Origin of the sequence: Terrabacter sp. 2YAF2, from assembly GCF_052114705.1 — a bacterium.
GTDB lineage: Bacteria > Actinomycetota > Actinomycetes > Actinomycetales > Dermatophilaceae > Terrabacter.
The window spans coordinates 57,956-81,423 of sequence record NZ_JBFRFG010000005.1; the positions used below are offsets into that span (position 1 = coordinate 57,956).

Consider the following 23,468-nt stretch of genomic DNA (forward strand, 5'->3'; position numbering starts at 1 on the left):
ACCGACGCCGGCCAACGGTGAGGTTGCGGAACGTTGTCCGCGGCATGCGTGTGGAACGGACTCTCGGTACCTGCGGTGGGTCTGGGCCGGATCCGCCGGGGCGGTGTTCAGCGGGTGAAAGTGGCGCGATAGCCCGATGGGGTCACTGTGGTCAGCTCGCGGAAGGCGGCGTTGAACGCCGAGAGTGAGCCGTAGCCCACCTCGTGGGCGATCGTGGTGATCGGCGCGTCGTCGGCTGCGAGTAGTTCCACGGCCCGCAGCACCCGCATCCGGCGCAGGGTGGCGCGCCAGGTCATCCCGACCTCGGCCTCGAACCGACGGGCCAGCGAGCGCGGGACCAGCCCGACCGCGGCCGCGACCTCCTCGAACCGGATCTCGTCGCCGAGCCGTTCCTCGGTGAGCTGCAACGCGGTCCGTACCTCGGCGGAGCGTCCCGCTGGCATGACCACGGGGCTGGGGCGCTCGGCTAGCCGCCACGTGACCGCGGCCAGCGCGGCGAAGATGGCTCGGGCGTACGGGGGCAGTGGCTCCTCCGCCTCCTGCCACGTGCCGCATTCGCTGACGAGCGCGCGAGCAAGTGGGTCGAGGTCGAAGACCGTCAGCTGCTGCGGCGGCGGCGGCACAAAGTCGACGTGGAAGAGCACCGAGGCGGTCTTGGCCGGTTGCGGGATCGCGATCGTGGCCGGCCGCCCGGCGCGTAGGAGCGCGGCCCGGGCCGGGGGGAGCAGCCAGCGCTGGCCCTCGGCCTCGAGCCGCAGCGCTCCCGTGGAGGCGCACAGCAGGTAATGACGGTCGACGACCAGCTCGGTCGGCCCGGTCGGCCCGAAGGACCGGGTGAACGCGAAGGCCTCGCGGGTCACGAGTGGACTCCCACGCACCGATCGTAGGGACGCCGCGTCGGTCAGGCGACGGCCTCGACGAGTTCCGCGCGGAAGCGGCGGCTCACCGGCCCGCCGGTCACCAGGGGTCGCAGGACGGCGTTGGACCGGGCGAAGGCGTCGGAGGCGAGGTAGGCGGCGAACGAGCTCTGATCGGTCCACTCGTGCACGACCGTCACGGTGCGGTCGTTCTCACGGGAGGCGTATACGCGGAAAGCGAGGTTGCCCTGCATCGAGCGGACGCGCGCCCGCTCGCCCTCAAGCTGGGCCAGAGCGCGGGCGCGGTCGTCGGCGAGGGTCTCGAAATCGAGGATGGCGATGAACACGATGTCTCCTGAATCTGGAAGGTGGTGGATGACTTCTCCAGCCTCCCCGGAGTCCTCGGGTGCCGCTTCCGTCCACCGGACGTGTTCACGCGTCCAGCGGACGCCGCCACGGCCGTGCCGGGAATGCCGACGCCAAGAGGGTCGACCGGCGGCGGAATGGGACGCTGCCGCTTCGCGGCGGAAAGACGCATGGGAAGCACTACCAGTGACCCAAGGGTTCATGGCGGCTGTCCCCGCCGGCCCCGCAGCTCGAAGGGCGTGCCTTGCGGCTTGAGCGGCCCCGCGGTCAGCCCTGGCAGTGTTCGATGGATCGGCCAGCCGTGAGGAAAGTTCAGCGTCACGCTAGGTTGGCCGTCTCCTATGTCGGTGCCGCCGTGCGCCGGCGCGGCCGAGAGTGCGGGGTGAGGATGAAATGCGGGAAGACCGATCAACCGGACCGGGTGCATCCGATGCTGGCCCGCCTGTGGGTTTGAACAAAGCACGCGAAGACTTGGCAGCCCGTTACGAGGCTCTGCGAGTATCACCGGAGTTCAGCCAGTTCGGCGAGCACTGGAAGCAAGTATGTTCATTCGCGTCAAAGCGAGATTTGGCGACATATGTGGAAAGGCTTCATCGAGCACACGAAAAACTCGAGAACATAACAAAAGAGGAAGAGAGGGTGGCGGGTTCACCCAAATCGCGCTTGCGGTCGTTCACAACTAATGGCAACTACTTCGTGGCGGTGGGCCTCCTCGGGCTAGCAGTCGTTGTTCTGTCGGAGTGGGTCCTTGGCCGGGGCTGGGCTCCGGAGTGGTCATGGCTACACGCTAGCTGGGGAAAACCGGTATTCGTCATCTCTCTTGGCTTGATGGTGGTTCTCCTGATAGTTAGAGCCCCCTATGTGGCACGCGACGAGGATGGAACTCGGCAGAAGTTCGCAGCACAGAGGCTGAAGACCGAGAATGACTGGCAGAACGAGGCGGAAGTCTTCGCTTCTGAATCCATCAGGCGCTCAATCAACCAGCTTTTGGGACCCCGCGGCCTCGTTCCTTTTCCCACTGCCGCGCCGGATTTGGTCGAGTTGGCTGCCGAGAACATTGTTGACTCGAAGACGATCGCATTTGTCAAGAAATTCATCTCTGAGCACACTACATCGGCGATCGGGATTGCTGGGCCTCGAGGCAGTGGAAAAAGTACGTTGATGCTTGCGATATCGCAGCTCGAAGGAACCCGAGCCATCTCAGTGCTCGCCGCCAGCAAGTACGATCCTATGGACCTGCTGCGCAGAGTCGCATTCGCGGCCGCCTCACCAGATGGTAGCGACGTGGACGCGCTGTATGAGGCGACGGTGGAGTATAGATATCGGAGGCGGCTGCGAATGCTACGCGTCGTCTTGGCGGAGCTGCTAATCTTTGCTGGCCTTGGACTCATATTGGCCGATATCCTCGAACCTCCGTTCTTGAAGTTATTTGGTCCTGTCAGTTTGCTTGGAGCGTTAGCCATTCTTGCGGCGGTTGCACTGCTGCTCGGCAGCGCGTCACGAGGAAGTGCAGGGCGACGGCCATCAGGAGATTCTCGCGCCTACCAATTAGTATCGGATTTGGCCGCGGAATATACTGAGAATCGCGGCGCGAAGGTTGGGCTCCAACTGACTTCTTTGTTTGGTGTGGAAGGGACCCGTTCTTATCAGCATAAGCGTCGTGACCTGACCTACGGTGATCTGGTCGATCGATTGCGCCAGGTCCTGCCCTCGCTCCTTGATGATGCGAGTAGTATGAAGCGACTTGTAGTGGTGATTGATGAACTCGACAAACTGCCGGATGTTGCGTCTCTTACTAACGTTGTCAACGCCATCAAGGATCTGTTTCACATCCCGGGCGTGCACTTCTTGGTGTCCGTGTCCGACGAGGCATTAGCCAGTTTTGCCCTCCGCGGTCTTCAGCCAAGGGACGCCTTCGACTCATCCTTCGACGAGATCGTAGAAATGGCTCGCTTAACTCCTCTGGAATCTCGTAGTGTTCTCGAATCGAGAGTCGCTGGCTTTCCGGAGCCCCTCGGCGTATTTTGCAGCGTTTGGGCTGGAGGATTGCCCCGTGACCTTATACGTGCTGCCCGTGGCTGTATCGAAATCTCCACCAGCGGCTCGAAGATTCAGCCCTGGTCGGTCATCGGAAAGGCGTTCTTGGAGCGCGACTTGTCCCGGCGGAGTGGTGCCTATCAAGCCTCGGCTGCATTGCTGGCGGAGCAGGGCCTGGGTGCCGGTGCGGTAATAGGAGAGTCCTTCCAAGCCTCCGGCGAATCAGGGTCGGCAATAGACATTTTCACAGCCTGCTGCAAGGAAGCTCTTGAAAGGGTGGCGACCTCAGACTTCAAAGAAGGCGAGAACCTCAAGCGTCTTGAGCAGTTGTCAGACGCGGTGGCGGCGATTGGGTCCGGCCCTCACGGCTTGGCCAAAGCGCGACAGCTACTTGGTATGACCTTTACGGTGCCTTCCCAACAGGTCCAAGACATCTAGTTATGCTCGGCCGAAGGGTTGGCGATACGCGAACGGCCGAGACGAATCGAGCCACTGGTTCGTTGAGGCGCCTGGTACGGGCAGGACCGGGCGTCGTCTGGTCTTGTCCCTCCAATCTTCCTTGCAACGGTGGCCACCAGGCCGTGTTGGCGCGTGGGCACATAGGTTGGCGTCAGGAGCACAAGGTTTAGCCGCGTACGGGCGCGCTTCTGCGTCTTGGAAGGCGGCCCTTGACAGGGCGGAAATCTCGCACGGGGAAAGCGATCGACAGTCTTGGCCTCATGGCGGAGCTAGTGACGACAGGGATCACTTCTATTAATGGATCGCACCGAGTGGACACGCGGCGGTATGACGTTCGCCGTAGGGGAGGAACTACCTTCTCGCTGAAGCGGAGTGTGCAATCGAGCTCTTCGGCCGCTTTGGGCGGTCCAAATTACATCCGCGTGAAAGCGTCGCGGTGGCCGACGACTTCGTGCGCAGGCATCCATACCGAGTGCTCCTGGCCTCTCGAATCCTTGGCTGGCCGGACCTGCACACTGAAGCCGCGCTGCGCGGCTTCGTACGCACCCACCCGTTCGTGGCACTTCCCCCCTCAGACGCAGCCTGAGACCTAGTCGGATCGCATCAGGCAAGCGGCCGCGTTCGTTCTCTCGAGCGAGGGCAGCTCGGCTGATTGCTGGCCGACAAAGGCGCCGGTTGCGCGACAGGCGGCGAAGTGACGCAGGCACCGTGCACGAGCATCCCGGCGGGGTGGAATGCGTTGTGCGGCGCACAGCCTAGGTGAAGCCGCCTTCGCCACCGTGGAGTCGCCGACCCTCAATCAAAACCCATCGATGTCTTCGAGGATGATGTCGTCTGCACGTTTTGAAGAGGTCTCGCCTGCCAACGCGCGGACCCGTGCTCGAATATCTTCCAATGACCCCGTTACTGCCCCACTCGGCGAATAGTTCACCGGGTACTCGAGGCGGATGACGCGATGCGACAATGCCTCTTGGGTGTGCATCAGATAGAGGCCCTCTTCAAACCGGAATAGCGGGTCGAGCTCTGAGTGCACAGCGCGCACCACCAAGTTGGCCGACTTGACTAAGTGAGTCGTGAGGTACCACGTCACCGTGCAGTCAACAAGAAACTCGCGGAACAGCCTTTGGTGCTCAACCGGGTCCCACCTCTCCAAACGCTTGTCTCTTCGGGGCGTCCGGCGCTGACGCCCTTCCGCCCGGGCATCACCTTCCATGCTGTCGCGAATATGGTTAGTGAGGACCGTAAGGACCATCCGATGCCACTCGAATGCCTGCCCCAATTGGGGATAGGACGTTGGCCAGACTTTCGATAGAAGGAGTTGGGCAGTTTCGGTGATAGAGCCGAAGTTTTTCTCTGATATTCCCGGAACTGCAGTGTTGAGTCCAAACGTCAGCCTGTCGAAGTCGGTTAGATACTGGGAGTAGGACCAGGTGTCTACGGTGGCAACCGTCCTCTCTTCGATCTTCTGGCGAAGGGCCTCGGGTGCGGACCGGCTAAGCGCCATGGCCGACTCGTGCGTTCTCTTGATGTCGAGAAGTTGCTCTACGGTAAACGCCATCCCCTTGTTCTTGTCTATTAGCGTGTGGTGAGTTGGACAAAGGAGGACGAGGTTTTCGTAAGAGTCGACATCTCCAGAGGGAAAGTTGCTTTCGAAGCGCGGACCATCCACTCTCCCTGATCTTATGTGCGCTTCCTCGCCGACGATAACGCCTTGTGATCTCAGGGTTGCCGACGCCGCATCATGAAGGTCCTCCGTAAGCGGCTGCATGCAATCCGGAAAGGCACACTGATTGGCCGCCCTCGCCCATAGTAGCTTCCGGGCCGTCAAGCTAATGCTCATCCTCTTCAGTTCCTCGCGATCTTCCGGGTCCAGAATCGAGAGACTGTCCTCAGTGGCGCGAGAAGCGGCTCGCGCCAGTGCCTGTAGCCTGGCCCCCGCACGATTATGGCAGTGGTCGCTGCCGTCGGTGCTTGTGAGCCTTCGAGTACGACCCAGTTGAGAGACGCTGCCGATTACGGCGATGTGACGCAGGTGCCATGGCCGGGGGGGGTTAGTGTTCTGTGACCTCGATGGCAGCAAACATGGAATCGAGCAGCTTCGCCCTAGCTGAATCACCGCTGACGCCTTCTTCTTGGAATCGGCGCTCGTCTCCGATCTTTGTCGCCTTGGCCAGGAAGACTCTATGGATGCGGGGATCTGGGGCATTGGGTGGGCTCGTGCGCATGGGGCGATACAGCTGGAACCTCCAACCACGTTGCTCGAAGGCTCGCTGTTCGGCATCAAGGTCCCGCTCGTCGTCAGTCATCGAGCCATGCTAAGCCTCTCACCACAGAACCGGGTGGTGATGGCACACAAGATCCTTCCGTGCGCGTAGCGCACCCTGAAGAGGTGTGACTGCGGTCGCGATGGTCGGACTTTCGTGTGGCCGAAAGAGCGCTCAGCGTTGTTTCGTGCTGCTAAGAACTGTCCCTCCACACACGGAGAGGGCTCGGTGGATCACCGGCGTCGCGTCTTGGCTGTGGGAATGCAGGGAGCAACGTTGGATCCAATGTGTAGGGGAAGGTTCCTCCCTCGGCGCGCGTGGACGTGCATTTCGTGTGGTAACTCCTGACAGGTGGGGCGGATGGCAACAGAACCAGAACGGCATGCAGTCACGACGACACGGTCCGGGAACCGCTTGCTGCATCAGCGCCCTCCGTGCAGACGTGTGATGCAGTCGCCATAGGGATGGAGCCCGGTTCGCGGCGGAATGACCGTGTCCGTTTGAGAGGCGGTTGACCAGCATGACGATGCTTGTTGCCCGTCTCGGCGAAGGTGCCGAGCCTGAGCCGAGCGCCGTCGCCGACCCTGCCGACGGAGTCATCTATGGCCGCCGAGCCTGACAGGGAAGATCCCTGCGGCTGCAAAGTTTCTCGATCTCGCTCGGCGACGGCGCAAGGCGCAGGTACCGTTCGAGCCCATGGAGGCGGAACGGGATTCCGCACTGGGCGGGGGCGGTGAGCGGGCGCGTCCCGCTCGTGCTCATGCGGGACGACCGATGCCCCAGATCTTCGCCAAGTGGTCGGCCGACCCGGACAGGCCGCTGTTCAAGCTGCCGATCGGTTCCGCTGACGAGGTGCGCCAGGACGTGAACGCCGGCGCGCTCATCTGCCCCATCCATGACTGCGCGAACCCGCTCTTGCGCGTGCGGGGTAAGTCGCGGCGGGACCACTTCGCCCACCGCGCCCTCGACGAAGGGCATGGCCGGGAGACCCTCGCCCATCACACGAGCAAGCACCTCATCGCGCAACGGCTGCGCGAGCTCTACCCGGACGCGCAGGTCCACCCCGACACGAAGGAAACCGAGGACGGCGCCCGGCCCGACGTGTACGTCGTTCTGGACGACGGCACCCAGCTCGCGTACGAAGTGCAGTTCGCCCACCTGACCCCCGAGGATTGGCAGCGCCGCCACGACCGGTACGCGGCCGCCAATGTCAAGGATGTGTGGCTCTTCGGCGGCCCCACCTATCTACGCACCCCGACCGACAGGGACACCACGGCACGGTGGTTGTCGTTCTTCGACACAGTCCTCGAGGGTAACCGGCCGATTCTGTTCATCGACCCGATGAGCGAGCGGCTCGGTGTGGCTCACGCTGACCGTGCCCGTGACGTTCTCGCCGTGCACAACCGGTCGATGGTGTGGCCGCAGGACGAGACGGCAGTCAGATGGAGCACGCTGGGCCAGACGACAGCAGCCCGAGGCGTGCTGCTCCCGCCAGGGCTACCTGAGCTGTACGCGGCAGCGAGGGTCCGCGAGCCGCAGCTTCGCGCTGAACAGGCGAACCGGGAGGCTGCCGCGCGGGACGCCCAGCGACGGGCCGCCCGCCTCACGAGTGCACCCGCACGCAACCGCGAAATGGCGGATCTCGACGCGCCCGTTTGGCAGTACGAACGGGGCAGGCTCGAGCAGCGCCAAGGATTTCCGTTCCCGGATGTCGTCGACCAGACACCAACCGAGGACGAGCTGAACGCCGGGCTGCTCGGCGACCAGTGGCGCATCGCCGTGCTGCGCATGCTGGGCGCACACGCCGGGAAGAGCGTCCACATCGGCCGGCCCTTGGCCATCGTGCTGGACTGCCGGCGCGGCGAGGAGGCGGTCCCCGCCCTGCACTCGAGCTTGCGCCGGTACCTGGACCTGCTTGAAGCCGGCCGCTGGGTCCGGCGAGTCGAGCGAGGTCGCGGAAAGCATAAGGACGAGCGCGTCGAGGTGCTCTTCTCGCTCTACGACCCGCCTCCGACATGGGCCGCTGGTTGTCGTATGCGCGTGTGGCCCGACCCGCCGATCGTCGAGTTTCAGTTGCACGGTCCCGGCGGCGAACTGGTGGTGCGCGAGGTCGACCGGCAGCACAACGTCTCCCTCGAGCAGACGATTCCGTTCTACCCGTCCCAGTTCACAGCCCGCGGCGGCAAGCGCCTGAAGTCCGCGGCCAGGAAACGGCGTCGGCGGTGGTAGACGGAGAGATGTCGGACCGCCGCAGCAGGTAGGCATACCTGTGATCCCGCATGCGCGTAACAGCGAAAAGCTCGACGGCTCGCGGCGGAATGACTGTGAGGATCGCCAAGGCAGCCTGAAGGTGCTGGGCTGTGGTTGGTGACCGCGAGTGTGACCCCCGGAATGACTGGCTTTGTGCCTTTGTTGCGACCTGTCCGCTCGTGGTCACCGGCCCCGGCCCGGTTGGAGGAGCTGGCCTGATCAGGAGCTTGACCATCTGGCGTTAGAGGCGCCGGATGTGTCTCATCACAGTCCTGCCGAGCCTCCGTCCCGGACCGGAACCACGTCCCGTCCGGCGAAGGAGAGAACGCATGAACAGTCTGACCGATCTGCGCGAGGTGGTCGATGTCGTCATCGGCGTCGACACCCACGTCCACACCCACTCCGCGGCGATAGTCGATGCTGCGACCGGTGGGCTCCTTGACGAGATCACCGTCGAGGCGACATCCCAGGGCTACGCCGAGCTGGTGGAGTTCGCCAACAACCACGCGATGCTGCGGGCCTGGGCGATCGAAGGAACCGGCGGTCATGGCGCCGGTCTGAGTCGTCACCTGCTGGCGATGTCGGAGATCGTCATCGAGTTGGATCGTCCGAAGCGTGCTGCGCGGCGCAACGGCGCGAAGACCGATCCGCTCGATGCGATCCGCGCTGCGCGTGAAGCGATGGCTCGACCGCGGTTGGGAACTCCTCGCACCGGGGGCGAACGTCAAGCACTGGCAGTGCTTTTGGCGGCTCGCCGCTCCGCGATCAATGCCTCCACCGAGGCCCAGCAGCAGGTCTTCGGCCTGGTCATCGCAGCACCCGAACCCATCCGCGTCAGGTTCCGTGGCCAGAAGCTTGCCGCGATGCTCAACACCGCCGCGAACCTGCGAGTGCACGCCTCCTGGGACACCGAAACGACCAGCACCGTGGTGGCGCTGCGGACCGTGGCCCGTCGCGCGCACGCGATGCTGAAAGAGGCACGGGAGCTGCAGAAGGCGATCGTGGCCATCATCCGCAGCTGGCGTCCTGACCTGCTCGAGGAGTTCGGCGTCGGACCGATCGTGGCCGCGACGGTGTTGTGCGCCTGGTCCCACCCCGGCCGTATCCACTCCGAGGCGGCGTTCGCGATGCTCGCCGGCGTGGCACCGATCCCGGCGAACAGTGGCCAAGTCACCACCCGCTATCGGCTCAACCGGTACGGCGACCGCCAGCTCAACAACGCACTGCACACCGTGGTCCAGAGCCGGATCCAGTACCAGCCAGCCACCCGCGACTACGTCGCCCGCCGCACTGCCGAAGGCAAGACCGGCCGCGAGATCAAACGCTGCCTTGCCCGCTACGTCGCCCGCGACCTCTACCGCCTACTCGAAACACCACGACAGGCGCTTGACGAAGCATAGGAGCGTCCGCGGCCCCGCGACCATCGCTGCCGTCAGAGTGCGATGCGACCCTCCAGAACGTACGAGGTGGGCCCGCTCAGCTCTATCCATTGATCCGAACTCCCAGGTCGGCGAGATGGATGGATAGTCTCAGGAAGTGCCTTGAGGACGTTTCGCAGATCCGTGCGATAGGCGCTGCGGCTGTATGTGATCCAGTCCGTGGCGTCGCCCCAGCGCTCTTGGTCTGGCAGGGGTTGGCCGAAGGTGCTGGACTCACCTGTGAGGAGCCAGACGAACGGCCTGAAGTAGATTTCCGCGAACGCCTCATAGTCCTGCCGCTCCCCGATGACGCGGTGAAGGTGGTAGGCGCTCGCAATGCGCACGTGGGTGTCGGAGGTCAGGGCGAGTCGCAGTCGCATGCCAGCCGGCAGCCGGATGTCGTCGCCGTCCTCCAGCAGGTCTCGTACGAACTGCCGGCCAACGACGTTGAACGACGGCGCTAGGGCCACCATCGCATGGAGGACTGATCTCGCGACACGGCCCGGGGCTACCGCGATGGGCGGAACGCCGTTGGCGCTCGGCAAGCTAAGTGGATGCCCGCCTACGTGCGGAAGCAGAGCATTGGCGAAGGCGCCGTAAGCATCGTCGTACTTGCTAGCGAGGATGTTGCACTCCCGGCAGACCGTCCTCAGCCAGAGGCCCCCCTCGTTGGGGGATTCCCAACGTCGTACTTGATCTTCGATGTACGGTCGCCCGCGCGTGACTGCCGCGCCGTTGTTCTTAGCGCATCTCGGCGGGATATGCGCCTTACTCAGGGTGCTGGAGCCCTGACAGAGGGCACACAAGAGACCCGTGCGAGGTGGCGCCTCGCCCACGTAGTTTCGGCGCGAGCTCACCTGACAATTGAACTCTATGACCCTGACGCTGGCAGTTCGCTGCTATGGGCCGCGGTTCTCTGCCCTCTCGGCGCCGTTTGACGCCGGTCGCCGATCACGGTCGGGGTTCAGCTCAAACGCGCCAAGAGCCGATCGATGACCCTCAAGGGCCGGGCAGGCGGAGGACCGGGCTCCTCCAGGCGAACCAGGCGCTCCTCGAGCGAACGCAGAAGGGCGATCAGCTCGTCGTGCCGCTCGCGCGTCTCCACGTCCTTCGCGCGTGCATCGACCAGCCGGAGCACGAGAATCGCGGCCCCAACGACGCCCAGCCCGAACAGCAAGGGACCGGCCAGCTCACCCAAGCTCGAGAACACACCAAGCAGGGCGACGCCCGCCACCGACAGGGCCGGCAGCGTCACGACTGCCGATGTGCGAACGGGCTTGAGTCGCGGCGCCAACGCGATGCACATCCCCAGGAATCCCATGGCCCAGCCGGTGTACGCGACCCACAGCCAAGGCTGCTCCGGCGATGTCACCGACCGCCAGACAAGCCACAGCGAGAAGGGCACCCCGGCGAGCGTCGACCACATCGCGACATCGCGGAACGCCCCACCAACCATCTTGAGCACGCCATCCGAGGTATCGGCCATGGCTGAGGTTCCCACCCAGGTGGATGAGACAAGGGCCGACCCGCCGCGGTGGCGTTGTGACGCAACTGCCGGCTCAACCTGTGACGGGGTTGCCAGACCGACCTCGCGGCTCCGCGGCACAGTCAGAGTGGCGCGCGATGGATCACTCGGGCCTTACCGAGAAGGGCCCGAAGCGTAATGACCTTCGCCCGAGGAGCCAATCCGGGTCACCCTACGCGGGCCGCTGGACACTCGAGGTGTTCCAACAGAAAGTCATCAGCCCTTTTGGGTTATGAGCCGAAGATGGGCCCCATCGACTGAATCGACCTCTTCAGCGAGACCGTCCAAGAGTGCTTCACGCACCAAGTGGAAGGCCTCCTCGTTCTCTTCAAGCACCATTCTGGCGCTCGCCAGTCCTGAGTCTTGCACGGAGGTCGAGGGCGCGCCCAGCACCTGGAGGTCGTGATTTAGGTGGCGAGCGCTCCAGGGAACCCCCGCCAACAGTTGGCCCGCGATTCCAGACATGACCAGCACGCTGCGGCCCTCTGCATCGAGACTGTCTAACTCTCCGGGACCGAATCGGACAGATGCCAATACGGCTGTGCGCTGCTGAAGATTCACGTGCTCCACCTCCATCCTCAAGCCCCACGCGATGATCACATGGCCCGCCTCATGTGCTGCTACAACCTCATGGCTGTCGAGGTCCTGAATCATGGAGCAACGGTCGCACAGGCGGAGAGGTGCTCGGCGACGACAGGCGGCGTTATGGCGCTGGCCGTTGTGCAAGCTTCGGTATCTCTCGCACGGCTTGAAGGGCTCTAGCGGTATCGGTGGGAGAGGCGGCGGCGGAGTGAGGCTGATTTGGAGCGATCAATCCCTCGGTCGTCGGGCGCGCGCCGCGTCCTCCGGCGGTGAAGTTACGCTGCGCGAACTGTCGGTGCTACTCCGTAGGTTTAGTGGGTGAAGGCGCTCTTGCGCTGACGAGGCGCGACCGAACAGGGAACGGGCAGACACGGTGGGCGACGGGACTGAGACCGACGATCTCGACGACAACGAAGCAGAGGGGCACTCGGAAGCTGCCGCGGGCCTCGCGGACGTGGAAGCCGAGGTTCGACGCGTGAAGTTTTATAGCGCGTCCGACTCGAGTGTCGGCTGGGAGGCGCCTCGTGCGGCCGAGGTGGCACTCGCTTTCGATCGGGCCGTGGGCGTCGCCAACGTCGGAGATGCGTTGGAGTTAAGCAACGTAATTAAGTTCATCGAATTGGGGCTGGTTCCGCAATCGCTGAGCGCGGAGGAGCGCTCGGAACTCTTCGCCCGGGTCCGCGTGATCCGGGCCGCGGTTGCGCGCTTCTTCCGATCCGTTGACGAGTCGAACGTGAGTTCCCTCTTGGTGGGGGTTCCTATTATGTATAGGTCCGACCTGCTCGAAGAGTTGGCTCGACAGGATGTGTTCGGTCGCTGCTGCGCCTCCTCCATGCTTCCAGCGCTGCAGAAGACGGGCTTCGTCCTTCGGGACTTCTTGGAGTCGAAGGCCTTGGTCAGGGCGTACGACCCCGAGGTGTCATCGATGCTGCTGGCCGACCCGCTGAACGGTGAGCATCTAGTGCAAAAGTATCTAGCGGCGGGCACCCAGACCCCGATCTATCTGCCTAGCACCTTCTCCCCAGGCGACGCAAAGACCCTTATGGGTAGCTACGTCGACTCCGACGACGCCCACCCGAACTCGTTGGAGTTGATTTCCCGAACCTCGGACGACACAAGGGTCGGGATCGACCGCCAAGTGCGCTTCCGCGCACGCAAGCGGCGTGAAGCAGTGGTTGCGAAGTTCTTCGAGACCAACAATGGCCTCAAGACCGGCTGCGAGGTCAAGCTAGATCCCACCCAGACTGCTCCCGCGACGGAATCGCTGGACGGAATGGTGGCTCGCTACTCGTACAGTCAGGCCTGGTTTGAGGAGACGTTGGACTCGCCGAGCATCTTGAACAACTTCCAGTTCGTGTTCGATTTCGCTGACGCTGATGGCCTGCTGAACTTGCCGTCCTTCTACGCCGACCTCGGGATCATCGACAGGTTCATGACGAGCAAGGGGGTGAGGGACTACGTCACAGGCGCCGCGTACAACGTGAAGGATTGGAGTTCGACACTGCAAACGGCGATGTACATCCGGTTCCTGAGGTCTTACGACATCGAACTGGAGTCGTTGCTGGAGTGGTTTATCAATGACTACCTTCCGTCAGAATTCGGCGTCACGCGGTTTCGATTCAAGGCGTCTTCCTCCACAAGTTCCTACCTAGAGCGTTGCCGCCACCTGTTCCCGGAGATGGAGGGGCTGGTTCGCCAGTTCGTTCTTTTCACCGAGGATGGGGTAGTTGACTTCGATATGCTGGAGATGTCGTCCGAGGCAGTCGAATACGCGGACGTTCCGAGTGCTCTAGAAGGGAAGTACGTATACCGCACCGATGGCACCAAACTCGTCGGCGTTTTGAACTCATTGTTCTCGGACCAGTCTGGCCTCGCGTACATCCGGGAGGATCTTCAAGACGTAAACTTCGCCCGGCTCGTGGTCATGAATCGAATCGAGATGGGCGACTTTGCTCCGCATCAACTGCCCGGGTTGAAGTATCTAATCGACCACGACGTGCTGGCGGTCAAGGACGAGCGCGTGGTGCTGGCCAGCAAGGATCGGTTCATCGTTTTATACACGCTCTGGACTAAGGAAGCGGTCAGTTACCACCATCTGTCCGAAGCGGGTCGCGCCTATGTAGATGATATGGAGAGCCGGGGTTGGGTGACGCGGAAGGCCACGCTGCTCACGGAAGCTGAGGGGAACTATCTCGACTACATGCTCAACCGTAAGTTTCACAACGGCCCAAATTTACGCAACAAATACTCTCACGGCGCCCAGCCTGGTGGAAGCGAGGAGGCGCACTTCGCTTCCTACGTGGCTGCTATCAAGTTGCTCGTGGCGCTGGTCATCAAGATGAACGACGAGTTCTGTCTGTGGGAAGCCACCTGAAGAGTCGGCCTGTTATGAGACGAGGCAGCGACCACTAGGTAGGTGGCGTCGCCATTAGTCGGGATCAATCTGGGCACTGCGAGAGGACCTGCGGCGTTCGCGCGTCGCTTCGCTAGACGATACCGACGGACTCGGTAGGCAGTGGACTCCGGTGACGGTCGTTGCCTGCGGGGACGGTCGACCTAAGTCCGGCTATGGCGCACCCTCTTAAGACGCAACGCCCGAGGCCCGTCGATACTCTGCTCGCCATGTCGTTGTCGCACGCGGACCGTGCAGCCCTCACTCAAATGTTCGAAACCGAACCGGACCTTGACCGCTGGCGGCTCAGGGCCCACAAGGTGGAGGAACCTGAGAGCGCCAGCGACCTGGCGCTTGACGACAAAGTCTTTCCGCATATGGCGATTAGCCAGCTCGCGCGGATGTCCCTCGTGCTCTCCGGTGAACATCTGCGTCTGGCGCTCGACGCTGTACACGCAAAGCAGCTCTATCCCTCGTCGCACTTCACCGTGTTGCGTGGTGCGTTGGTCGGTGCATCTCAAGGAGTGTGGATCCTGAGCCCTGAGGGTCGCGGTGAGCGTCGCGAGCGAGGGCTCACTGTCCTCACCGAGTTGTACAAGGAGCTGGACAAGTACTACGGCTCGCTCTCTGGGTTGTCGTCAGACGAACAGGAAAAACTCGGGAATCAGCAGAAGTGGCTAAGCGGGCGTAGGGCTGAAGTCAAGGCACTCCGAACAAGTAAAGCGGACCTCATTCTCACCGACGTCATCCGACAGTCAGCCGAGGTCACTTTCAGTAGAGCTGGCCACCGCGCCGCTGTGCAGCGGCTGTGGCGCGAGATGAGCGCTGACGCACACGTGCTCGGTTGGTCCCTGTTCCAACGCTCGACCTTTGGACCAGCGGACCGTCGGACCGGCATCGGCGAGGGTCAAGCCCCGGGAAGCCCCAGTCACGTTGCAGAAGCGTTCTTGGCCTCGTATCGGACGCTCAAGCACGGCTGGTCCTTGTTCGACCGCAGATGTGAGCAACCGGCCGGGATTTGACGACGCGAGGATTACAGGTCGACCAAGTCGCCGAAGCCGCGGCTCTAGAATTTGCGAGCTCGGCTGCGATATCCGCGCTGCCGACGTACTTGAGGAGCCCCTTCGAACTGCGACGCTGCTCCGCAGTGCTCGGATGAATTCCCGCGCGCCAGCTCGTACAGTCGACGCACGCGAATCCGCCGATCTCGCGATGCCTCATTCTGGGCGGGATGGGCTACCTACTCGCAGGCTCTTGAGGGATAGAGAACGGCCGGGGTGCGACTGTCGTCGCGCCCCGGCCGTTCCTTGCCCTCCACGTCAGGGACGGAGCGTGTGCTCCCCTGAGGCCAGCTCGACGGGGAGGCCGTCGACGACGATCGTCGTGCCGCCGTCTTCGTCGAGGCCGGGGCGGAAGTGGATCGTGCCGTCATCATCGATTCCCGCGATCTCGGCCGAGGCCCAGTCGATCCGGCGGCCGGCCACATCGAGGCCCAACGGCAGGATGTGTCCTGACCGTGCCGGCAGGTGCACCGTGGTGCCAGTGGAGATCGGGGTGCCGTCGAGGGCGACCGTCACTGTCGCCGGCGACCCGGAGATGTTGATGACGTGCAGCGCCCGCTGGCCGTCGTCGGTGCTCGTCGTCGTGGCGAAGACGCCCGGCCACTGCGTCTCCAGCCGCAGGCCCGGTGTGACGCCGAGGCTCGACAGGGCGCGGTCGCAGAGCGCCGGGTCCGAGGGGACCTGCGCGGCCAGGACGATCGCCCGGCCCTCGCCGAGCGGAACGTCGACGCCGCAGACGGCTCCGTAGAGGTCGGTCAGCACGACGTCGCCGCGCTCGTGCTCGAGCCGCTGCAGCCAGCCGGCGCGCATCTCCGGCCAAGGCTGCGCCCAACCCTGCGCGACGAGCGACGGGAAGTAGTGCCCGGTGTCGCGCAGGACCTCGCCGCCGCGGATCCCAAGGGCGTCGGCCAGCACCGTGCACGGCGACCCGTCGAGGTCGCGCTCCGGCACGCGCCCCAGGAGGATCACGTTCCCGCCGGTGGTGACGTGCCCGACGAGCCGCTCCTGCACGACGCGCGATAGATGAAGCCCCGTCCCGAGCAGCACGGTCGACCCAGGCGCAGGGTCCCGTCGTTCCAGGTGCGTCGCCCCGAAGCGGAAGCCGCCGAGCAGCAGCGAACGGGCCAGCGCCTTGCGCTCACCCGCGCCGCGGTGCGCGGTGAGGTCGTTGACGACGTCCGTCATCACCGACGACCCGGGGTGGTGGTACTCCGTCATGTACGCGTCCAGCACGAGCCCGAGCGTGACGTCGTCGTGCTCCTCGTCCATCCGGGCGAGCCACGGCTCGTTGGCCTTGACGGCACGCACGCCCCGCGCGGTCGCCTCGTAGGCGTAGCCGCGCTGCCCCTCCGGGCCGACCGGAGCGGCGGTGCCGTGCCGCTCGCCGGTGAAGCTGACCCGGTCGTTGCCGTCGTCGATGCGCTCGTCGAGTGGCGGGTTGATGCCGCCGGCGAAGAGGTAGTAGTTGATGAGCCGGTTGCCCTGGGCGAGGCACAGACGGGTCTTGAGGTCGGCCGTCGACGGGTCGTACTGCATCTCCGCCCCCGCGCCGTAGTCGCCGGAACCCGCCTCGAACTCCAGGGACGTCAGCGGCTGGTCCGAGTCGTGCACCGCCGCCATGAAGGCGTTCATGACGTAGAGGTCGGTCATCGTGTTGAGCGTCGCCTCGCCGAGGTAGTGGTCCGACCCCGAGACCATCCCCGGGATGCCGGCATACGTGTCGACGAGCTGGCTGATGCCGATCGGGAAGGGCGCGCCGTTGCCGCCCTCGGTGCCGTGGATGTTGATGAAGAACGGCACGCCCGCGACGCCACGCTCCTCGCACATCCCGCGCAGCGCCGCCACATACGAGGCGAAGCGCTGCCGCATGAACAGCCCGAGGTCGAGGCGCAGCACGCCCGCCCACTCCTCCTTGGGGGACCGCACGGCCTCCGCCCAGCCGTCCTCACCCGGCGACACGGCATACGGCCCCGCGTCACCGTGCCGCTCGCGCACGAAGTCACCGAACGACGCGACGAGCCCGTCGGTGAGGTCGGGCGAGTTCGTCACCCAGGCGAGCATGCCGATCTCGTTGTCGAGCTGGACGCCGACGATCGGCCCGCCGGCCGGCTGCAGCCGCGGCGCGAGCACCGGCATGATCGCGTCGAACCAGCGACCGCTCTCCGAAAGGAACTCGGGCGCAAGGTAGTCCACGGTCCGCGAGGTGACCGGCACGCCGTCCCAGCCGAGCGGCACGATCTCCGGGTGGTCGCGGTAGACGCGGAACGGGATGCCCTCGTTCTTCAGCTCGGCCATGATGAACGGCCCCGGGCGGGCCAGGACGCGCAGCCCCTTCGCGGCGGCGAGGTCGAGGAACGCGCCGATGTCACGCTCGGGCCGCGTCTCGCCGGTGACGTCGATGGTGCCGTCGGGCAGCTCATGGAAGATCCACGGGATGTAGGTCGCGACGGTGTCGCAGCCGGCCTCGAGCAGCAGGTCGAGGCGCTGCCCCCACTCGGCCCGCGCGACGCGGAAGTAGTGCACCTCCCCCGCCATGACGATGCGCGGCTCGCCGTCGATGCGGATCTGGCGCTGGCTGATCTCGATCATGAGTCCTTCTTCGTCACCGTGACGGACACGGGCTGGAGGCGGGCGGAGTCGGGGCCGGTCAGCAGGACGATCTCGCCCTCGTCGACGCGGGTGGTGAGGTCACGGCCTGCGTATGCCGTCTGCTCGGCTGCCACCTCGAAGGTGACCTCGCGCGCCTGACCGGGTTCGAGGTCGACGAGCGCCCAGTCGGTGAGCTCGACGAGCGGTCGGGTCACCTGCGCGACGGGGTCGCGGAAGTAGAGCTGGACGACCTCGCGGCAGACCCGCGCGCCGGTGTTCGTGACGGTCACCGACAGGGTCACCCAACCGTCCGTGGGCAGCGTCTCGGTCGACACGGTGGGCGCGGAGTACTCGACCGTCGTGTACGAGAGGCCGAACCCGAAGGGCAGCCGCGGGTAGGTGAGGGCGTCGATGTAGCGGCCCTCCTCGTGGTCGACGTCGGCGCGGATGAGCCGGCCCGTCGGCCGCTGGTGCGTGCTCGTCGGGATGTGCCCGGTCGAGAGCGGGAAGGTCATCGGCAGGCGGCCGTGCGGCTCCACCTCACCGAGGAGCACAGAGGCGAGGGCGTTGCCGGCCTCGGTGCCGGGGTGCCACACGACGAGCACGGCGTCGGCGAGGTCGAGGACCTCCGATAGGTCGAGCGGGCGCCCCGTGTAGACGACGGCCACGAGCGGCTTGCCGAGGGCGGCGACGGCACGGAGGACCTCGAGCTGGCCCGGGGGCAGGCCGATGTCGACCACCGACTGCGCCTCGCCGGAGCGGGAGCGGTGCTCGCCGAGGAGCAGGACGGTCGTCTCGGCGGCGCGCGCCTGCATGAGCGTCACGTCGGAGAAGCGGCCGTCGGCGACGGTGACCCGGTCGCCGAGGCGCTCGCGCAGGGCGGGGCCTGGGGTGACGACCTCCTCGCCCCGGCCGTCGAGCACCCACGTGCCGAGCAGGGCGTCGCCGTCGTCGACGAACGCGCCGCTCAGCAGGACCGAGCCGGTCGCGTCCGCCGATGCGTCGAGCGGCAGGACGCCGTCGTTCTTGACGAGCACGTGCGCGGCCTGGCCGGCCCGGAGGGCGACCTCGCGGGTCTCGGGGGTCGGGGCGTTCGACGCGCCCGGGCGGGCGGCATACGGACGCTCGAAGAGCCCGAGGCGGAACTTCAGCCGGAGCACGCGGCGCACCGCGTCGTCGACGAGCGCGAGGTCGACGTCGGCAGACTCGACGAGCTCCTCGAGGTGGGCGAGGTAGGCGCCCGAGCACATGTCGAGGTCGACGCCGGCCCGGATGGCCTGCGCCGCTGCCTCGCGCAGGTCGGCCGCGACGCCGGCGTTGACGAGCTGGCCGACGCCGTTCCAGTCGGCGACGACCATGCCGTCAAAGCCCCACTCGCCCTTGAGGACTCCGCGGATGAGGTGCTCGTGGGCGTGCATCGGGATGCCGTCGACGTCGTTGAAGGCGGCCATGACGGTCGTGACCCCGGCGTCGACGGCGGCCTTGAAGGGCCGCAGGTGCAGGTTGCGCAGGGTGTTCTCGCCGACGCTCACGGTGTCGTAGTCGCGGCCGCCCGCGGCGAGGCCGTAGCCGGCGAAGTGCTTGGCGCACGCGGCGAGGCGGTCGGGGTCGCTGACGTCGTCGCCCTGGAAGCCGCGGACGAGACCGGCCGCCAAACGGCCCGAGAGGACCGGCGTCTCACCGAGCGACTCGGCGACGCGGCCCCAGCGCGGCTCCTCGGAGAGGTCGACCATCGGGGCGAACGTCCACGCGACCCCGTCGACCACGGCCTCGCGGGCCGCGATGGTGCCGATCTCCTCGGCGAGGTCGGCGTCGAAGGAGGCGGCGATGCCGAGTGGGATCGGGGCCACGGTGCGGTGGCCGTGGATGACGTCGCGCCCGAAGAGGAGCGGGATGCCGAGGCGGCTGCCCTCGACGGCGTGGCGCTGGGCGGCGTCGATGTTGCCGACCAGGATGCCCTCGTCGCGCTCGTTGCCTGCGGTGGCACCGGAGGCGTAGAGGCTCGAGCCGATCCGGCCGGCCGCGATCTCGTCGGCGTCAGCATCCGGGTCGATGTTGGCGACCTGGTGGGTCTGGCCCACCTTCTCGGCCAGGGTCATCTCGGCCAGGAGGAGGTCGATGCGCTCCTCGACGGGCAGCGCGGCATCGAGCCACGGCCGCTCGTGGGTGGGCGGCGTGGCGGTGATGTCTGTCATGTCAGTGGGTCTCCACGATGATCTCGGTGGCGGTCTCGGTGGCGGGCTCGGTGGTGGGGGCGAGCAGGTCGGCGGCCCGGACGGCCACGCCTGCCCGGCGGTAGGGGTTGGTGAGGGGTCGCAGCTCGAGCTCGCGCCCGCCCACGGTGACCCGGCGCACGCCGTGGCCCTCGGGTCCGACGACGTAGCGGATCGTCAGGTCTCGGCCCTTGAGCGGGAGCCGCGCGGTGAGCTCGCTGGCGCCGTCCTCCGCGGGAGGAAGCACCGGGTCGACCTCGACCTCGTCGCCGCGCTGACGGATGCCGAGGAGCACCTCCGTGACGAGCCGAAGCACGAGTCCGGGTCCGGAGGAGTAGATGCGCCAGCCACCCTCGAGGGGCACCTCGCCCGCGAGCAGTGCGGCATACCGTTCCGAGGCGTCGTAGCGGTCGGTGAAGGCGCCGTCGCACGACGAGTAGTAGCAGGTCGTCTGACGCGGGCGTGCCTGCGGCACCAGCGAGTCCAGCCCGACGGGGCTCGCCTTGGCGAGGGCGGTGAGCAGGGCCGCGCCCTCCCCGACGCGGGCCAGCGCCTCGGCGTAGCGCAGGTGCGCGTGCATGTACATCAGGCCGATCTCGCGGCCCCAGAAGGTGCTCGCCTCGGCGCGCTGGAAGACCGTCATGGGGCCACCGACGTAGCTGACCGGGCGGTCGAAGAGGCGCGCGCCGTCGGGGCCGAGCAGGTGCTCCTCGATGAGGTCGAGGTGGTGCCGCGCCTGCTCGGGCGTCATGAGGTCGGCGCCGATCGCGTGGATCCACGGCAGCACGCCGTAGTGCAGCCCGGTGCGCTCGTCGCTCGGGTGCACGAGCGGCTCGAAGCGCCCGTCGTCGTGGTGCAGCAGGTAGCCCGGCAGCACCGGGTCGGCAGCGAGCTGGTCGAACAGCGCGTCGTGGGTGCGCTCGGCGAGCTCGTCGGCGTCGGCGCTGAGGGTGGCGGTGTCACCGGGCGTGCCGACCGCGTGGAGACCCTCGGCGAGGGTGCGCAGCGACTGCGTCTGGAGCACCGCCGTCCACGTCGAGACGAGGTGGGCGGCCAGGTGCGGGTCGGCCGGCTGGAGCGAGTCGTTCCAGTCGCCGTGGCCGTATGCCGGCAGCGGGCTGCCGGGGACCGTGCTCTCCGTGATGCGGTCGACCGCACGCCGGAGGTGCTCGGCCACCGTGGCCGGCTCGCCGAGGGCGTCGTCGCCGACGAAGGCCACCACCTCGTCGAGCAGGCTCGCGTCGCCGGTCGTGCGCAGGTAGTCGCCGGCGGCGAGGACGGGCCAGAAGACGACGTCGCCGTGCGAGTCCTGCTGCCCCGTCTCGGGCAGGGGCGGGAGGAACTCGAACGCCTGCGGCCAGTCACCGCGGGCGTTCTGGGCCCGGAAGACGCGGAGGAGCACGTCGCGCACGGCTTCCTGTCGGCCGAGCGCCGTGAGCAGGCCGACCGGCCCCTGGCACACGTCTCGCGTTCCCCAGGCGCCACCGGAGAACTGCTCGAGCCCCCGCGGCGAGAGGTAGTGCACGAACGCGTTGTGGGTGAACCACGGCAGGGCGGCGGAGAGGTTCGCGGCCTCGGACCCGGCGACGCCGAGCGCGGAACCGTCGAGGCTGACGGCGTGACCAGCCTTGTCCCAGAACGACTTTCCGAGGCGCTCCCCGTCGGGGACCACCTCTCCGTCGGGCGCGTCACCGGCGTCGGGAGCGGAGGCGACGACGACCTCGACACGGTCGCTCGGGTCGAACAGGACGGTGACCCACCCCGGCCCGCGGCTGACGCCGTCGGCCTGGAGGCGGGCGTCGCCGACCTCGGCGCTGCCGAGGCCGGTCCATGAGACGCGCCACGGGCGGGGGTCGTGCGCCGTCGTGACGTCGAGGTGGTCGCCCGCGGTGGACACGGTCGGCGCATCGGTGAGGTCGTCGGCGACCTGCAGCGCGAGGAGCACCCGACGAGGCGCCGCGCCGTGCTGGGCGACCGACAGGCCCAGGGCGTGCTTGTCGGCCGGGGCACCCGAGGTCACGGTGAGCACGGGACCCGAGGTGCCGGCATACCACCACGTGCAGTGGTCGAGCGCCGTGAACCACGCGCTCGGGGTCTCGAGGAGCGACCACGAACCGTCGGCGTCCTCGACGAAAAGCCTGACGCCGTGGGCGCGCTGGAGGCCGAGGTAGGTGCGGCGGCCCGTGACCACGGGGTTGCGACCGACGTGGCCGCGGGTGATCTGCGAGTGGAAGGTGCCCGCCATCCAGACCGTCGAGGCGAGCGAACGGGAGTCGGGGGTGAAGGCGTCGCCGGTGCGGAGCAGGTGACCGTGCGGGCGCAGGACCGCGAGCTCCTTGGCGGGCGTCACGAGCTGGCCGCCGCGGACGGTCCAGGCGAGCTCGGTGCCGTCGTCGGCCGTCTCGACGTCGGTGCGGCCGTCGAGCAGGCCCGCGTCGTCGAGCTCGGCGCGGTCGAGCGCCCGCGAGGGGAAGGCGGGGCTGGACGACCACAGCGTGGCCGAGGTGGGGTCGGCCGCACTGTGGTCGGTTCGGGGGGTCTCACGGGCGCTGCTCGCCACCGCGACGTCGGCCCAGCGCGCGTCGGCGTCGGACGTCGCCTCGGGGTGGTCCTCGAGGGCGATGCCCCAGAAGCCGGTGCGGCGGGTGTCGGCCGGCGCGATCTCGGCCGGGGCGTCCTGCAGCGCGATGAGCGAGTGCTCGTGCTGGAGGCGCGCGCACGGCAGGTCGGCTGCGTCGAGCCCGGGCCAGCGCACGCCGCGCCCTGTGCGCTCGACGAGCTGGAGCGCGTCGGTCGCCCAGCCGGTGCCGGTGCCGGTCGTGCCGACCATGAGCCAGGACACGCGCTGGCCGGGCATGTTCTGCCGGACGGCGACCGCGGTGCCGTGGCTGGTCGTCGTGACCGGCGAGATGTCGAGGTACTGGCTCACGTAGTACTCGTTGGTGCGCACGGCGCCCAGCGGCGCGAGGGCGGGGTCGTGGGTGAGCACGACGTCCGCGGTGACCGGCTCGTCCGACGTGTTCGTCAGCTCGAGGTCCCAGTGCCAGCTCGCGTGCTCGTCGCCGAGGCGCAGGACGAGGCGGTAGTCGATGCCCTCGTGGTGCCCGGTGACAGTGACCGCGCCCTCGCCCGGCGTGACGACGGAGCCGCTGCCCGGCCCGAGCAGGGCCCGACGACGTATGCCGTCCGGCCGGTGCACGCGCAGGTGCACGTTCGTCAGACCCGCCTCTGCGACGGTCGCGGGGTGCAGCAGCAGGCTCGTGCCGAAGGCCTCGAGTCGGCGCAGCGCACCGTTGTCGAGGACCTCGGCGAAGAGCGTGGAGCAGCCCTCGAGGGAGTGGACCGTCGGAGCGGTCAGGACAGCGTTGTCGTCGAGCACTGTTCTTTCCTATCAGCGGGCCTGTTTTCACTCCAGAGTGAATCCCCTTGAAAACAAATGAAAGTCACGCTGCGCA

Annotated in this window: 15 protein-coding genes and 1 pseudogene; 5 read left to right on the forward strand and 11 right to left on the reverse strand. The window is 66.4% G+C overall.

All coding sequences use genetic code 11. The features are described 5' to 3' along the window. Positions 1-107: 107 nt before the first annotated feature. Both AB4030_RS06875 and AB4030_RS06880 read right to left on the reverse strand, forming a co-directional pair. Positions 108-860: a helix-turn-helix domain-containing protein gene (locus AB4030_RS06875; protein WP_442278459.1), complete on the reverse strand. Its 753-nt coding sequence runs from the start codon at positions 858-860 to the stop codon at positions 108-110. Positions 861-901: 41 nt separating this feature from the next. Next, positions 902-1,204 (reverse strand): putative quinol monooxygenase, encoded by a 303-nt coding sequence (locus AB4030_RS06880; RefSeq protein ID WP_442278460.1) that lies wholly within the window; start codon positions 1,202-1,204, stop codon positions 902-904. A gap of 463 nt (positions 1,205-1,667) precedes the next feature. Between AB4030_RS06880 and AB4030_RS06885 the strand changes: the two genes are divergently transcribed. Next, positions 1,668-3,698: a P-loop NTPase fold protein gene (locus tag AB4030_RS06885; RefSeq protein ID WP_442278461.1), complete on the forward strand. Its 2,031-nt coding sequence runs from the start codon at positions 1,668-1,670 to the stop codon at positions 3,696-3,698. A gap of 820 nt (positions 3,699-4,518) precedes the next feature. Here AB4030_RS06885 and AB4030_RS06890 read toward each other — a convergent pair. The 3 genes and pseudogenes from AB4030_RS06890 to AB4030_RS06900 all read right to left on the reverse strand — a co-directional run bounded on the left by AB4030_RS06890 (position 4,519) and on the right by AB4030_RS06900 (position 6,025). After that, a complete protein-coding gene (locus tag AB4030_RS06890; RefSeq protein ID WP_442278832.1) occupies positions 4,519-5,277 on the reverse strand; it encodes a hypothetical protein in 759 nt (252 codons plus the stop codon). A gap of 21 nt (positions 5,278-5,298) precedes the next feature. Further along, positions 5,299-5,559 (reverse strand): annotated as a pseudogene (locus AB4030_RS06895) (hypothetical protein); the annotation flags it as partial. Positions 5,560-5,770: 211 nt separating this feature from the next. Beyond that, positions 5,771-6,025 (reverse strand): hypothetical protein, encoded by a 255-nt coding sequence (locus AB4030_RS06900; RefSeq protein WP_442278462.1) that lies wholly within the window; start codon positions 6,023-6,025, stop codon positions 5,771-5,773. 732 nt (positions 6,026-6,757) lie between these two features. Here AB4030_RS06900 and AB4030_RS06905 point away from each other — a divergent pair. Further along, a complete protein-coding gene (locus tag AB4030_RS06905; protein ID WP_442278463.1) occupies positions 6,758-8,212 on the forward strand; it encodes a competence protein CoiA family protein in 1,455 nt (484 codons plus the stop codon). Positions 8,213-8,562: 350 nt separating this feature from the next. Further along, positions 8,563-9,633: an IS110 family transposase gene (locus AB4030_RS06910; RefSeq protein ID WP_442278464.1), complete on the forward strand. Its 1,071-nt coding sequence runs from the start codon at positions 8,563-8,565 to the stop codon at positions 9,631-9,633. A gap of 32 nt (positions 9,634-9,665) precedes the next feature. Here the strand turns inward: AB4030_RS06910 and AB4030_RS06915 are convergent, their stop codons facing one another. The 3 genes from AB4030_RS06915 to AB4030_RS06925 all read right to left on the reverse strand — a co-directional run bounded on the left by AB4030_RS06915 (position 9,666) and on the right by AB4030_RS06925 (position 11,830). After that, on the reverse strand, positions 9,666-10,196 hold the full coding sequence (locus tag AB4030_RS06915; protein WP_442278465.1) for a hypothetical protein: 531 nt from the start codon (positions 10,194-10,196) through the stop codon (positions 9,666-9,668). A gap of 419 nt (positions 10,197-10,615) precedes the next feature. Beyond that, complete coding sequence (locus AB4030_RS06920; protein ID WP_442278466.1) at positions 10,616-11,137, reverse strand: hypothetical protein; 522 nt, start codon at positions 11,135-11,137, stop codon at positions 10,616-10,618. Positions 11,138-11,392: 255 nt separating this feature from the next. After that, a complete protein-coding gene (locus tag AB4030_RS06925; protein WP_442278467.1) occupies positions 11,393-11,830 on the reverse strand; it encodes a hypothetical protein in 438 nt (145 codons plus the stop codon). Positions 11,831-12,131: 301 nt separating this feature from the next. Between AB4030_RS06925 and AB4030_RS06930 the strand changes: the two genes are divergently transcribed. Both AB4030_RS06930 and AB4030_RS06935 read left to right on the forward strand, forming a co-directional pair. Further along, the gene (locus tag AB4030_RS06930) at positions 12,132-14,132 is read left to right on the forward strand and encodes a hypothetical protein (RefSeq protein WP_442278468.1); all 2,001 of its coding nucleotides are present in this window, start codon (positions 12,132-12,134) and stop codon (positions 14,130-14,132) included. Positions 14,133-14,380: 248 nt separating this feature from the next. Next, on the forward strand, positions 14,381-15,172 hold the full coding sequence (locus AB4030_RS06935) for a hypothetical protein (RefSeq protein ID WP_442278469.1): 792 nt from the start codon (positions 14,381-14,383) through the stop codon (positions 15,170-15,172). A 297-nt stretch (positions 15,173-15,469) separates the two neighbouring features. On the opposite strand, the gene AB4030_RS06940 is transcribed toward AB4030_RS06935, so the two are convergent. The 3 genes from AB4030_RS06940 to AB4030_RS06950 are packed head-to-tail and all read right to left on the reverse strand — an operon-like array spanning position 15,470 to position 23,392. Next, a complete protein-coding gene (locus AB4030_RS06940; RefSeq protein ID WP_442278470.1) occupies positions 15,470-17,800 on the reverse strand; it encodes a beta-galactosidase in 2,331 nt (776 codons plus the stop codon). After that, entirely contained in the window at positions 17,797-19,995 is a 2,199-nt protein-coding gene (locus AB4030_RS06945) for a glycoside hydrolase family 3 N-terminal domain-containing protein (RefSeq protein WP_442278471.1), read from the reverse strand. The genes AB4030_RS06940 and AB4030_RS06945 overlap by 4 nt, the downstream gene beginning before the upstream one ends. 1 nt (position 19,996) lies before the next feature. Continuing rightward, positions 19,997-23,392, reverse strand: a complete 3,396-nt coding sequence (locus AB4030_RS06950) for a GH36-type glycosyl hydrolase domain-containing protein (protein WP_442278472.1) — start codon at positions 23,390-23,392, stop codon at positions 19,997-19,999. Positions 23,393-23,468: the final 76 nt, after the last annotated feature.

Excerpts from the sequence above, each read along its gene's own strand:
- AB4030_RS06910 (WP_442278464.1), top strand. The coding sequence starts at position 8,563 with ATGAACAGTCTGACCGATCTGCGCGAGGTGGTCGATGTCGTCATCGGC.
- AB4030_RS06900 (WP_442278462.1), bottom strand. The coding sequence starts at position 6,025 with ATGACTGACGACGAGCGGGACCTTGATGCCGAACAGCGAGCCTTCGAG.
- AB4030_RS06945 (WP_442278471.1), bottom strand. The coding sequence starts at position 19,995 with ATGACAGACATCACCGCCACGCCGCCCACCCACGAGCGGCCGTGGCTC.
- AB4030_RS06925 (WP_442278467.1), bottom strand. The coding sequence starts at position 11,830 with ATGATTCAGGACCTCGACAGCCATGAGGTTGTAGCAGCACATGAGGCG.
- AB4030_RS06940 (WP_442278470.1), bottom strand. The coding sequence starts at position 17,800 with ATGATCGAGATCAGCCAGCGCCAGATCCGCATCGACGGCGAGCCGCGC.
- AB4030_RS06905 (WP_442278463.1), top strand. The coding sequence starts at position 6,758 with ATGCCCCAGATCTTCGCCAAGTGGTCGGCCGACCCGGACAGGCCGCTG.
- AB4030_RS06935 (WP_442278469.1), top strand. The coding sequence starts at position 14,381 with ATGTCGTTGTCGCACGCGGACCGTGCAGCCCTCACTCAAATGTTCGAA.
- AB4030_RS06920 (WP_442278466.1), bottom strand. The coding sequence starts at position 11,137 with ATGGCCGATACCTCGGATGGCGTGCTCAAGATGGTTGGTGGGGCGTTC.
- AB4030_RS06890 (WP_442278832.1), bottom strand. The coding sequence starts at position 5,277 with ATGGCGTTTACCGTAGAGCAACTTCTCGACATCAAGAGAACGCACGAG.